At 63.3% G+C, this 12,532-nt stretch carries 10 protein-coding genes; 7 read left to right on the plus strand and 3 right to left on the minus strand.

Going from position 1 to position 12,532, the window contains the following annotated elements:
* Positions 1–294 precede the first annotated feature (294 nt).
* The gene (locus A1351_RS00605) at positions 295–2,793 is read left to right on the plus strand and encodes a TonB-dependent receptor (RefSeq protein ID WP_036308952.1); all 2,499 of its coding nucleotides are present in this window, start codon (positions 295–297) and stop codon (positions 2,791–2,793) included.
* A gap of 27 nt (positions 2,794–2,820) precedes the next feature.
* Positions 2,821–3,576, plus strand: coding sequence for an outer membrane protein (locus A1351_RS00610; protein WP_064031891.1), 756 nt, complete (start codon positions 2,821–2,823; stop codon positions 3,574–3,576).
* Between the two features lie 43 nt (positions 3,577–3,619).
* Here A1351_RS00610 and A1351_RS00615 read toward each other — a convergent pair whose 3' ends face one another.
* Entirely contained in the window at positions 3,620–4,261 is a 642-nt protein-coding gene (locus A1351_RS00615; RefSeq protein ID WP_064031892.1) for a LysE family translocator, read from the minus strand.
* A 311-nt stretch (positions 4,262–4,572) separates the two neighbouring features.
* Between A1351_RS00615 and petA the strand changes: the two genes are divergently transcribed.
* Genes petA through A1351_RS00630 form a run of 3 tightly spaced genes read left to right on the plus strand, consistent with a single transcriptional unit; the run spans position 4,573 to position 7,240 of the window.
* Positions 4,573–5,091, plus strand: coding sequence for a ubiquinol-cytochrome c reductase iron-sulfur subunit (gene petA, locus A1351_RS00620; RefSeq protein WP_024880641.1), 519 nt, complete (start codon positions 4,573–4,575; stop codon positions 5,089–5,091).
* Positions 5,092–5,133: 42 nt separating this feature from the next.
* Complete coding sequence (locus tag A1351_RS00625; RefSeq protein ID WP_026599071.1) at positions 5,134–6,381, plus strand: cytochrome b/b6; 1,248 nt, start codon at positions 5,134–5,136, stop codon at positions 6,379–6,381.
* A gap of 22 nt (positions 6,382–6,403) precedes the next feature.
* Positions 6,404–7,240 carry a cytochrome c1 gene (locus A1351_RS00630; RefSeq protein ID WP_245275785.1) on the plus strand — a complete coding sequence of 279 codons (837 nt, stop codon included), beginning with the start codon at positions 6,404–6,406 and terminating at the stop codon, positions 7,238–7,240.
* Between the two features lie 40 nt (positions 7,241–7,280).
* On the opposite strand, the gene A1351_RS00635 is transcribed toward A1351_RS00630, so the two are convergent.
* Both A1351_RS00635 and A1351_RS00640 read right to left on the minus strand, forming a co-directional pair.
* Entirely contained in the window at positions 7,281–7,907 is a 627-nt protein-coding gene (locus A1351_RS00635; RefSeq protein WP_064031893.1) for a MarC family protein, read from the minus strand.
* A 93-nt stretch (positions 7,908–8,000) separates the two neighbouring features.
* Positions 8,001–9,644, minus strand: a complete 1,644-nt coding sequence (locus tag A1351_RS00640) for a hypothetical protein (RefSeq protein WP_064031894.1) — start codon at positions 9,642–9,644, stop codon at positions 8,001–8,003.
* A 190-nt stretch (positions 9,645–9,834) separates the two neighbouring features.
* On the opposite strand from A1351_RS00640, the gene A1351_RS00645 reads away from it, so the two are divergent.
* Positions 9,835–11,262 carry an MBOAT family protein gene (locus A1351_RS00645; RefSeq protein WP_064031895.1) on the plus strand — a complete coding sequence of 476 codons (1,428 nt, stop codon included), beginning with the start codon at positions 9,835–9,837 and terminating at the stop codon, positions 11,260–11,262.
* Between the two features lie 2 nt (positions 11,263–11,264).
* A complete protein-coding gene (locus A1351_RS00650; RefSeq protein ID WP_064031896.1) occupies positions 11,265–12,482 on the plus strand; it encodes an alginate O-acetyltransferase in 1,218 nt (405 codons plus the stop codon).
* Positions 12,483–12,532 lie beyond the last annotated feature (50 nt).

The raw sequence follows: 12,532 nt of genomic DNA on the forward strand, positions 1-12,532 counted from the left end.
ACACCCCGTCTCCGTGAGGAGGCGGGGCATTTTTTTTGCGCGCGCGCAATCTCCCTGTTGCAGTGGCGCCACAGGCGATGCGCGAAAGGCCGCCGCTCGCCGGGAAGGGTGAGCGAAGCTGTTGACGTCCCCTACTAAATCTACGTAGTCTATAGATATTATACGTAAGCGCGCCATGGGGGAGCGCTGCGTAGACCGTCGCCGCGGCTCCGTGAGGGGCCGCGTGCGACGGGACATGGGGAAACTGTGGTGATGTCGAGAGCGAGTGGAGCAAAGAGAGAGTCGCGTGCGAATTTGTTGCGCAGCGTCGGTTTCGCCTCATTGGCCGCGGCGGGCGTTCTGGCCTACGGAGTGGTTTCGGCCGGCCCTTCGACTGCGCAATCGGCGCCTGCGCCGGCCGCCGACGCTGCGGTCGCCCAGGCCGACGCCGCCGCGGCCGCCAATGCGCAGGTCGACGATGTGACCGTGACCGCGCGACTGCGCGAGGAGAAAGCCCAGGACGTGCCGCTGCCGGTCAGCGTCGTCGGCAGAAAGACCGCCGAGCGCGAGCATATCGAGCGTCTGGGCGATTTCGCGCAGAAGGTGCCGAACTTCGTTCCCTATGTCACCAATCCGCGCACCTCCGCCATGGCGATCCGCGGCATTTCGGGCATTTCCGGCGGCGCCGATGGCTCGGAATCGGCGGTCGGCCTCATCGTCGACAATGTGTTCTACACGCATGTCGGCTTCCAATGGGCCGATTTCGTCGATCTGCAGAGCCTCGAGGTGGCGCGCGGCCCGCAGGGCACGCTGCTCGGCAAGAACACGACGGTCGGCGCCGTCGTCATTCACACACAGCTGCCGTCCTTCACGCCGGAGGCGAGCTTCGAGACCTCCTTCGCCAATCGCAGCCGCATCATCGAGAAGACGAATATCAGCGGGCCGATCATCGACGATAAGCTCGCCTATCGCGTCACCTTCTTCCTGGACAAGGGCGACGGCGCGATCAATGACGCGCTCACCGGCGCCGATCTGCTCAACAATAATCGTTGGGGCGTGCGCGGCCAGCTCTATTATGTCGGCGACAATTTCACCGACCGTCTGATCTTCGATCGCCTGCGCTCGGACGAGTACAACAATTACAGCGGCGTCATCGGCAATAGTTTCCCCGTATGGGCCAATGGCGCGGCCAACACGACCTATGCGCAAAATCTCGCGTCGCGTCTGCATTATCCGATGCTCGTCAATAGCCCTTATTCGCCGGTCATGTCGCGCCTAGGCAATCTCGACCAGCGCACGACGGGCGTCTCCAACGAGATCAATGTGCAGCTCGGCGAGCACACGCTCACGGCGATCTCCGCCTGGCGCGAGTTCATCCTGCATCCGCGCAACTCGCTCGGCAATAATTACACCCAGATCAGCGGCAACGCCTATGACGTGAAGGTCGATCAATATTCGCAGGAGGTTCGCCTCGCCTCGCCCAAGGATCAGACGCTCGAATGGCAAGTGGGCGTCTATAGTCTATACGAGACGGTGTCGTCCTATCAGCACACCGACTATGGCTATCAAGCGTCGCAATGGCTGCTCAATAATTTCAACGCGAATCCGGCGCTGCTCAACGGCACGTCGGAGCATACGGACGGCAAGGCGCGCACCTTCAGCCTCGCGGAATTCGGTCAGGCGACCTGGCACATAGATGAGCAATGGTCGCTGACCGCGGGTCTGCGCGACACGTTCGAGATCAGGGGCGGCTCGGATTTCGGCTGGGCGAGCGGCGTCTACACGGCGGCGCAGGCGGCGGCGATGCAGACCGCTTATGGCGCGACCTTCTTCGACACCGGCGGACAGAAGGCGACGCGCAACTCGCTTTCGGGCCTCATCAATCCGTCCTACAAATATAGCGAGAACATTCTCGTCTACGGCTCCGCCGCGCGTGGCGAGAAGTCGGGCGCCATCAATACCGGCGCGCTGCCGATCACCGACAGCAAGGGTAATTTCAAGGAATGGCAGCCGGTCGTCACCAAGCCGGAGGTGTCATGGGACTATGAGCTCGGAATCAAGACCAATTGGTTCGACAACAAGCTCACCTTGAACGGCAATCTCTATTGGAACGACATCTACGACTTCCAGTCGATCCTGGTGAACACCAGCATCGTCGACGTGACCGGCATTCCGCTGCGCAAGACTTATCTCGGCAATATCGGCCATGTGCGTCTGCGCGGCTTCGAGTTCGACGGCCGTTGGAGTCCGCTCGAGCGGCTGTCGATCACCCTGTCCGGCGCGCTGACGGAAGCTCGCTATATCAACTATAAGAACGCCGCTCCGGCGCCGGATTGGACTTGGCCGACATCCGCCAACGTCAATGGCGTGGCGGCGCCGCTCTCCGTCGATCTCTCCGGTCAGCGCATCACCGGCGGCGTCTCCGGCAACAGCCCCGTCGCGCCTTATTCGTTCAACATAGGCGCGAATTACGAACATCCGCTCGGCCGGATCTTCGAAGGGCTCGGCGGCGTCGCGGATGTCCCCGTCACCGCATTCGTCTATGGAAACCTCGCCTGGAAATACAAGACGCAGCTCTCGCAGCCGGGCTCGCTCTATTCGGTGTTCCAGCCTTCCTATTCCGTCGTCAATTTCGGCATCGGCCTGCGGACCGACGACGATCGTTACAGCCTGCATTTCTGGGCGAAGAATCTCTTCGACCAGCGATATGTCGTCGCGCAGACCATCGGCACGAGCACGGCGGCGCAGACGGTGACGTTCGGCGACAACGCTTTCCGCGCTTACGGGGCGACGTTGAAAGTCAAGCTCTACTGACAAGCAGAAAGTATGAGGAGTTGTATCATGTCGAATTGGACGAAAAGCTTCCGCGCGATCGTCGCCCTCGCGGCGGCGATCACGGCGGGCGGGGCCGCTGCGGCGGACCTCCCGTCGACCAAGGCCGCGCCGGCCCCGCCGCCGGCGCCGGTCTTCAGCTGGCAGGGCGCCTATATCGGCGCCTATGCCGGCGCCCTTCTGGGCGAGGGGACCTTCACCTATTTCCGCGACACGCCTCAGCGCGGCTCGGGCTTCGTCGGCGGCGGCACGCTCGGCTATAATTGGCAATGGTCGCCGACCATCGTCCTCGGCCTCGAGGCCGATTTCGGCTATCGCGGCGCGATCAACGCCGAGACGGGCGGCTGGAACACGCCGAGCCCGACCGATACGGGCGTGTTCGGCACATTCCGCGGCCGCGTCGGCTACGCCTTCACGCCGAAATGGCTCGTTTATGGAACGGCGGGCTTCGCCTACGGGACGGATTTCGCGCCGACCGGCTTCACCTCGGTCCTTCCGCTGACCATCGGCCAGCTGAGCACGGGAACGACGGTGCGCGCCGGCTGGACCGCGGGCGCGGGCTTCGAATACGCTTGGTCGGACAAGATCTCGGTGAAGGGCGAATATCTCTACACAGAACTCGCCGATTCGGGCGTCAGCTATTCCACCAATTTCGGCGCCGTGCCGATCAATGTGAAGAGCGCCGGCCATATCGTGCGCGGCGGCCTCAATTATCACTTCACGACGCCGGCCGCTCCCACGGCCGCGCCGATCGTGACCAAATGAGCCCATTCTCGTCGAGCCCGCGGCGTTTGCGGCCGTGGGCGCGTCAGCGAGAGTCTATGGCGCCGCTCCATTCGGCGCCGAGCATGGCCAGCACCGACATCAGCAGCAGAACGCCGGCGAGACGCGAGAGATTGCGGCTCGCCGCCGGCTCTGGCGTCCAGCGCCGGGCGCCATAGCTCGCCGCATGGGCGAGCGCGGAATAGAGCGTCAGGCACAGAAAGCTCGTCGTCCAGCCATAGACGAGCGCATGCCGCCAGAACGGCCCGTCGGCGGCGTCGAAAAACTGCGGCAGTATCGCGAAATAGAACAAGAGCCCTTTGGGATTGAGCAGGCTGGTGCCGACGCCGGCCGAAAAAGCCGCCCAATCCGTGCGTCCGGGGCCGCGGCTCAGCGCCTCGAAGCCGCCGTCCGAGCGGATGAGCCGAAAGGCCAGCCAGGAGAGATAGGCGACGCCGATATATTTGAGGGCGAGAAACAGCGCCGGAAAGGCCGCGAAGACGAGCTGAAAGCCGGCCGCCACCAATAGAGTGAGCAGCGCATAGCCGAAGGCTATGCCGGCGGCGGAGAAGCGTCCCGCTCGCGCTCCCGAGGCCAGGGCGCGGCCGAGCACATAGAGCATGTCCGGCCCCGGAACCGCGATGAGGCTGACCACCGTCGCCACGAAAACCAGATAACGGCCGCTCACGTCCTCACGCGCCTCCTCAGAGTTCCCTGCATGAGCCCCGCCGCTGGCGCTCGCGTCAAGGGACGACGCCGGCGCGACGCTTCCGGCGGTTGACAAAATTTCCTAAGGGCCGTTTGTGGACAAGAGCGGCGTGCTGGGTCACTGATCCTCGAGGCGGCGGCAAGCGCGCAATTTGTCGCAGCGACGCGAAGGCCGCTTGCGGTCTCACGCCAAACTGCTCAAAACAAGCGCGCCCTTTGCGGATGGATTTGTTTCTATTCGCGTTGCCGAGGCAGGGGTCAGGGTCGAACTCGCGAGAGAGGTTCCAGAAAGTGAGCAATGCGACAAAGGCGGAGCCTAGCCGCCGGGATATTTTGTTCCTCGCCACGGGAGCTGCGGCGACGGTCGCAGCGGGCGCCGCCGTATGGCCGTTGATCGCGCAGATGAATCCGGATGCTTCGACGCTGGCGTTGGCCTCGACGGAACTCGACATCTCGGCCATTCCCGAGGGGCAGATCGTCACCGTCAAATGGCGCGGCAAGCCGGTCTTCGTGCGGCACCGCACCAAGCAGGAGATCGAGGCCGCGCAGAACGTCCCGCTCGCCGAGCTTCCCGATCCGCAGGCCGATTCGGCGCGCGTGAAGAAGGCGGAGTGGCTGGTCGTCGTCGGCGTCTGCACCCATTTGGGCTGCATTCCCACCGGCCATGAGGGCGAGTTCCACGGATGGTTCTGCCCCTGCCACGGCTCCACCTACGACACCTCCGGCCGCATTCGCAGCGGTCCGGCTCCGAGCAATCTCGAAGTGCCCGATTACGCCTTCCTGAGCGACACCAAGATCAAGATCGGCTGATCGCGGCCCCCCGTCGCCGTCCCAACCTCCGAGACGACATTCATGACCGGACATTCGACTTACACGCCGAAGAGCGGCTTTGCGCGCTGGCTCGAGCGGCGCCTGCCGATCCTCGGCTTCATCCACGAATCCTTCGTCGCCTATCCCGTTCCGAAGAATCTCAACTATCTTTGGACCTTCGGCGCGATCCTTTCGTTCATGCTGGTCGCGCAGATCGTGACCGGCATCGTTCTGGCGATGCATTATACGCCGGAGACGACGCTCGCCTTCGATTCGATCGAGCACATCATGCGCGATGTGAATTGGGGCTGGGCGCTGCGCTATGCGCACGCCAATGGCGCCTCCATGTTCTTCCTCGCCGTCTATATCCACATCTTTCGCGGCATGTATTACGGCTCCTACAAGGAGCCGCGCGAGGTGCTGTGGATTCTCGGCGTCGTGATCTTCATGCTGATGATGGCGACCGGCTTCCTGGGCTATGTGCTGCCCTGGGGCCAGATGTCCTTCTGGGCGGCGACGGTGATCACCAATCTCTTCACCGCCATTCCCTATGTGGGCAATACCATCACCATCTGGCTGCTCGGCGGCTATTCGGTCGACAACGCCACGCTCAACCGCTTCTTCGCGCTGCATTATCTCCTGCCCTTCGTCATCGTGGCCATCGTCGGCCTGCATGTCTGGGCGCTGCATGTGACGGGGCAGAACAATCCGACCGGCGTCGAGGTGAAGGACATAAAGAAGGAGACCGTGCCCTTCACGCCCTATGCGACGCTGAAGGACGCCGTCGGCCTCGTGGTCTTCGTCGGGCTCTTCGCTTGGCTCACCTTCTTCGTGCCGAATTATACGGGCCATCCCGATAATTACATCGAGGCCAATCCGCTGGTGACGCCGCCGCATATCGTGCCGGAATGGTATTTCCTGCCCTTCTACGCGATCCTGCGCGCCATCCCCAACAAGCTCGTCGGCGTCATCGCGCTCTTCGCCTCTATCCTCATCGTGGCGGCGCTGCCCTGGCTCGACACTTCCAAAGTGCGCTCGGGCGTCTATCGTCCGGCCTTCAAGAAGTTCTACTGGGTCTTCGTCTTCGTGTCGGTCGGCCTCGGCTATCTCGGCGCGCAGCCGGCGGAGGGCGTCTATCTCATCGCCGCCCGCATATTGATGGCCTATTACTTCCTGCACTTCCTCGTCGTGCTGCCGCTGCTCGGCAAATATGAGCAGACCCTGCCGGAGCCGCGGTCGATCGCCGCCTCGCTCGGCGAGGCCGCTACGGAGGAGAAGCCCCATGCGTGACGCGCGACAGAGAGCATCGATCATGAAATCGATCATCATGGCGGCGGCCCTCGCCGGCGCGGCGAGCGCCGCTCTGGCCGAGGAGGGCGGCGCGCATTCGCAGCCCAAGCCGCCGCGGCAGGAATGGAGCTTCGCCGGCGCCTTCGGCCATTACGAAAATGCGCAGCTGCGCCGCGGCTACAAGGTCTATAAGGAGGTCTGCGCGAGCTGCCACTCGATCTCGCGGCTCGCCTTCCGCAATTTCGCCGAGAAGGGCGGGCCGGAGATCTCCGAGGCGGAGGCCAAGGCGCTGGCCGAGAGCTATAAGATCAAGGACGGCCCCAACGACGCCGGCGATTATTACGAGCGCCCCGGCCGGCTCAGCGACCGCGTCCCGCCGCCTTTCCCCAATGAGCAGGCGGCGCGGGCGGCGCTCAACGGCGCCTATCCGCCGGACATGTCGGTTCTCGCCAAGGCGCGCGGCTATTCGCGCGGCTTCCCGCTGTTCCTCGCCGACGCTTTGCCCGGCTTCTCCTATCAGGAGCATGGCGTCGATTATATCGTCGCTCTGCTCACCGGCTATGTGGATGCGCCGCAGGGCGTCGAGCTGGCGCCCGGCCAATATTACAACCTCTACATGCCCGGCCGCCGCACCGGCATGCCGCCGCCACTCTCGGACGGCGCCGTGACCTATGACGATGGAACGCCGCAGACGACGGCCCAATATGCGAAGGATGTCAGCGCTTTCCTGATGTGGGCCGCCGAGCCGCATCTCGAGGAGCGCAAGTCGATCGGCCTGAAGGTGGTCGGCTTCCTGATCGTCCTGTCCTTCCTGGTGTATTTCACCAAGCGCAAGATCTGGGCGAACGTCCACCATTGACGCGACACGGCGACGCGATCCCGAGAGATCGCGTCGCCGCTCACCCCTGCAGAAACGCCCGCGCGCCATCGGCGACGAATTGCACGGCGAGGGCGGCGAGCAGAACGCCCAGCAAGCGCGTGAGCACGACATTGGCCGCCGTGCCGAAGAATTGCGCCACCTCTCCCGCGATCAGGCAGAAGACCAAGCAAATCGTCATGATGGCGGCGATGACCGTGATCAGCGTCGCGATCAGCGTCACGCTGCCATGCGCGTCGCTGGCCAGCAGCACGGTCGCGGTGATCGCGCCGGGGCCGGCCATCAGCGGAATGGCCAGCGGATAGGCGGCGATATTGTGCACATGCTCGGCGAGCGCTTTTTCCGCCGCCTTGGAGTCGCGCTGTATGCGCACGCCGAAGACCATTTCGGAGGCGATCGAAAACAAAAGAAATCCGCCGGCGATGCGGAAGGCCGGAATGGAAATGCCCATGGCCCCGAGCAGGCGCTGGCCGATCAGCGCCGAGCCCGCCAGAATCGCGAGCGCATAAACACTGGCGCGAAAGGCGATTGCGCGTTTGGTCCGCGCTTCGAGGCCGGAGGTCGCGGCGACGAAGACGGGCGCGAGGCCGAGCGGCTCGACGACGACGAGCAGCGTCACAAAGGCCGAGACGAGATAGTCGAGATCCATCCCGGCCTCCGGTGGGCGAGCGTCGCGGAGGCAGATAGCGCCCCGCGGGCGAAGCGCCAGCCGCGCGTCACCGCTCGCGCCTGCCGAGGCCGCTCAGCCGATGCTCACCGCCATCTCCGCCGGCGGATCGAGAATGCTGCAGAGCTGGAGCAGCTGCTCTCTCGTCCAAGTCGTTTCGCCTTCGGTGCATCGGTAGAATTGGTTCACATGCGCGCCGCTGTAACCGAAGCAATAGCGCTCTTGATTTAAGTTTATGTAGCGTCGTCCGCCGGGCTGACTGCCGACATCGACGGTTCCGATGACGTTCTGCAACAGCAGGCCGACACTTTGTAGCGTGGCTCCCTCGTCGAAGAACCCAGTGCGCTCGGCGAGCGGCGCCTCCTTGTATTTTTTCGGGTCGAAACAAGCGTAGGTGTGGCGCGTCATAAAGTGGTGGAGGGCGTAGGTCCTGAAGCGCGGATGAAATCCATTGGGAAACTGCTTGCCATCATTGGCGGTCGATAGAGTCTCGAATTTGAACTTTTTCAGAAACGTCCAGGGCCAGCTCGTCTGATATTTGACGGCCCAAACGGCGAACTCGCTGTTGCGGGCGATGAATTTCGGAAGCTCGCTCTCGCTCCAATGATCCGCCATGAACTGAAAGACCTGCAGCGGCGCAACGCCCACGCCGTTCGATTGGCACCTCGAGACGATGCCGATGATTTTCTCGACCTTGAGCCGGTGCAGATTTTCCCAGAACGGCTCGCAGGCCGTCAATATCGTGGAAGCCGGAATAGTCGTCTGCTTGAACAGCACGTCCAAATGGGCGGAGGGAATCTTGACGAGCTTCGCCGCTTTGTCGGCCTCGCAGCACCAGAGCTTCGCATAGGCTTTGCGCTTGGCGGTGTCTTCCAACATCTTCCATTTCGGCAGCATAGCGAGCCAATGATCCGCATAGGCCCTGCAGGCGAGCGCATCGACGCCGGTCGTTCGATAGGAGAAGAAGCTGTCGACCGCGAGGAGGAAGCTCGATGCGTTGAACGGCTCCGCATGTGCGGCGTTGAAAAGAGCGATCTGATGGGTTTTCGTCTGCGGCAGCGCCGTCGAAAACACGGCGACGGCGTTTTTCTCGAGGATGCGGCGCTGGACGCGCTGCTCGAGCGTTTTGAAATAGGTTTCGACGTCCTTTTCCGCTCTCACCGCAGCCTTCGCGGCGCGGTTTCTCTCGCCGATTTTCTTGTCGGCCGCATTTGTCGCGGCCTCATTCGCCTCCTGATGCAGCTGCTGCAGGATTCCCACGAGCCGCTTCTCGACGGCGGTCAGCTCGGCGATCGGAATCTGCCGCGCCGTGCAAGCCATGACCCCGCTGACGCCGAGGCTCTGCTGGCGCTGAGCGACCTGGTGGCTGCGGAAGGCGCGCTGTATCGTCACCGCCGCCTGTTCTCGCTTCGCCTTTTCCTGCTGCAGATCATTCAGCAGAGCGCTGTAGATCGTGCCGGAGGAATGCTTGGCGAATAGGGCGACCAGCCCTTCCGCGCCGTCCAATAGCTCGATCGCCGCATTCAGCTCCACGAGGCCGCCGGCAATGGCGCGCCGCAGGCGGCCCTGCATCTCGCGATCCTGCCGGTCGAGCAGCGTCTTATAATCTTCGGGCTCGTAGCCGGACTGCCACATTGCGAAGACGATGTGCATCATCGTCGCCAGACCCTTGTTGGTGAGCGAATGTTCTGAAACGACGTCGGCAATCCCCCGCGGCATGGTCCTCTCCTTCGAAATCCTCGGCCAAATCTCGCCGAGCTGTTTCGATCCTAGGAGGAGGGGGCGCGACGCCGATGTGGCTTAAGTCACGAAGCGAGCGTGAGCTCGGCATTAGGGCGATGGATTGTTCGCGCCCCGCCACTCTGCTAAGACGCAGTCGTCATCGAGGGAAAGGGCCGCGGACGAGAGGATGCTCTTTTACGAACCGCTGTTCCTGTTTCTCTTCGCTCCCGCCGTCTATGGCCTTTATCTGCTCGTGGGCGGCAATCGCGGCGCGCGCCTCGCCATTCTGCTCGCGGCGAGCCTTTTCTTCTACGCCTGGAGCGAGCCGCTCTTCGTCTTTGTCGTGCTCGGCTCCGCTTTCGCCGATGTCTTCATCGCGCGCCGCATAGCAGCGCTTCCGCCCGAGCATAAATCACGCAAGCTCTGGCTCGCGCTCGGCGTCTCCGCCAATCTCGGCCTGCTCGTCTATTTCAAATATGCGGGCTTCCTCGTCGCCAATCTCGACGTGATCTTACGCGCGCTCACCATGCCGGGGCTCGCCTTCGCGTCGGTCGCTCTGCCGATCGGCGTCTCCTTTATCGTCTTCGAGAAGATCACCTTTCTCGTCGATGTGCATCGCGGCGCCACCGCGCCGGCGCAGAGCCTCTCGCTCTACGCTTTCTATGTGTTCTTCTTTCCCAAGCTCCTCGCCGGGCCGATCGTGAAATATCACGATATCGCCGAGCAATTGGCGCGATTCCGCCATGCGACGAGCGAGGATTTCACTGAGGGCTTCTCGCGCTTCATGCTCGGCGTCGGCAAGAAGCTGCTCATCGCCGACACGCTCGCCGGCGGCGCCGATCTCGTCTTCTCGCAAGACGCGTCGCGCATCGGCTTTCTCGACGCATGGGCTGGCGTGCTGTTCTTCACCTTCCAGATCTATTTCGATTTCTCCGGCTATTCCGACATGGCGATCGGCCTCGCGCGCATGTTCGGCTTTCGGCTGCAGGAGAATTTCGACATGCCCTATGTGGCGGCGAGCGTCAGCGAATTCTGGCGCCGCTGGCACATGTCGCTCACCTCCTGGATTCGCGACTATCTCTACATTCCGCTCGGCGGCAATCGGCGCGGCGAAACGCGCACGCAGGTCAATCTCTGGCTCTGCTTCCTCGCCTCGGGCCTGTGGCACGGCGCGGCTTGGACCTATGTCGCCTGGGGCGCCTATAACGGCCTCTTCCTGGTGCTCGATCGGCTGTTCCTGCTCGATTGGCTGAAGCGCCGCCCGGTCTTCCTCGCCAATCTTCTGACGTTCGTCGTGGTGACGATCGGCTGGACCGTGTTTCGCGCTTCTTCCCTCGAGCAGGCGGGCGCCTTCTACCTCGCAATGGCGCGGCCTTTCGCGGGCGGCGCCGAGCCGATCGCTATTCCCGCCTATCATTTCGTCGCGCTCGCCATGGCGGCGGCGATCTGTGTTTCGCAGCGGCTCTATCTCTCCTTCGGCGACAGGCTCTCCTCGAGCCTGCTGGCGCAGCGTCACGCCTTTGCGCTCAACGCTTTTCTCGCGCTGCTCTTTGTCTGCGCCGTTGGCAAGGGGCTCGCCGATCCGTTCAAGCCCTTCATCTATTTCCGGTTCTGACGATGCGCCGCACGCTTCTGCATCGCTCGCCCATCTACGCCGCCGCCGGCGCCGTCCTATTCTTCTTTCTCGCGAGCCTTTGGAATTACGCGGTCGAGCGCGACTATCCGAAATTGCGGCTGCGCAGCGCAAATCCGCTCGCCGGCGTCGCCAAGCCGGCGCCGACGGAGGTTTCGCTCGCGAAAATCCTCTCCGGCGAGACGCAGAAGAGCTTCTCGGACAATCTCGCGCAATCGCTGCCGGTGTTTCCCTTCGCCGTGCGCGCGCGCAATCAGCTGCTCTATTCGCTGTTCGGCGCCTCGGGGGCGCCGGGCCTCGTCATCGGGCGCGACGGGCAATTGTTCGAGCGTTTCTATATCGACGAATTCTGCCGCCGCGGCGCGCCGCCGAGCGAGGCGACGCTGACGCGCTGGGCGCAGCGCGTCGCCGAGAACGAGGCCGCCGCCCATGCGCGCGGAAAAGGCTTCGCCTATGTGATCTCGCCGTCCAAGGCTTCGCAATATCCGCAATATTTTCCCGCCGGAATGAAATGTCCTGCGCAGGCGCGTGGAACCATCGACAAGCTCGCGCCCTATCGCGCGGCGCTAGAGGCGCGCGGGCTGCGCTTCGTCGATTCGTCGGCGCTGCTCGATGCGCGCAAAAAGGATTTCGACATCGACTTTTTCCCGCGTGGCGGCACGCATTGGAATCTGCTCGGCGCGGCGCTGGCGACGCGCGAGGCGACGCAACTCATCGGCGCGGACGCAGGCCTCGGCCGCTTCGATTTCGACTGGCGTCGCGACAATGTCGCTTTGGGAACGGATCGCGATCTGCTCGATCTGCTCAATCTTCTCTGGCCGGATCCGCATTATCCCGTCGCGACCATTCTGCGCGCGCCCGACGCGAAGGCGCAATGCGCGCGCGCGCCAAAGCTGCTCGCGCTCGGCGGCAGCTTCGTGCGCGAGATCATCGTCTCGCTCGCCGCGGCGCCTTGTCCGCCGCAGATCGATTATTGGTTCTCCATGCGGCTCGCCAATGATGACTTCGATCTCGTCCGCTATCACACCGCGCCCGGCGAGACCGGCAATGGCGAGCGGCGGCCGGCCGATCTCGCCGAGCTGCGCGCCAGCGCGGAAGAAGCCGACGCTATTTTGCTCGAGGAGAACGAGGCCAATATCGGCACGTTGAGCCAGGTGGAAAATCTCTGGCGCGCGCTGCATCCGGTCGAGGTGGCGAAGTAGCGAATAGCGAATAGCGAATAGCGAATAGTAAGAAGCTCTACTCGCTATTC

Source organism: Methylosinus sp. R-45379 (assembly GCF_001644125.1).
GTDB lineage: Bacteria > Pseudomonadota > Alphaproteobacteria > Rhizobiales > Beijerinckiaceae > Methylosinus.

Excerpts from the sequence above, each read along its gene's own strand:
- A1351_RS00610 (WP_064031891.1), top strand. The coding sequence starts at position 2,821 with ATGTCGAATTGGACGAAAAGCTTCCGCGCGATCGTCGCCCTCGCGGCG.
- A1351_RS00625 (WP_026599071.1), top strand. The coding sequence starts at position 5,134 with ATGACCGGACATTCGACTTACACGCCGAAGAGCGGCTTTGCGCGCTGG.
- A1351_RS00630 (WP_245275785.1), top strand. The coding sequence starts at position 6,404 with ATGAAATCGATCATCATGGCGGCGGCCCTCGCCGGCGCGGCGAGCGCC.
- A1351_RS00635 (WP_064031893.1), bottom strand. The coding sequence starts at position 7,907 with ATGGATCTCGACTATCTCGTCTCGGCCTTTGTGACGCTGCTCGTCGTC.
- A1351_RS00640 (WP_064031894.1), bottom strand. The coding sequence starts at position 9,644 with ATGCCGCGGGGGATTGCCGACGTCGTTTCAGAACATTCGCTCACCAAC.
- A1351_RS00645 (WP_064031895.1), top strand. The coding sequence starts at position 9,835 with ATGCTCTTTTACGAACCGCTGTTCCTGTTTCTCTTCGCTCCCGCCGTC.
- A1351_RS00650 (WP_064031896.1), top strand. The coding sequence starts at position 11,265 with ATGCGCCGCACGCTTCTGCATCGCTCGCCCATCTACGCCGCCGCCGGC.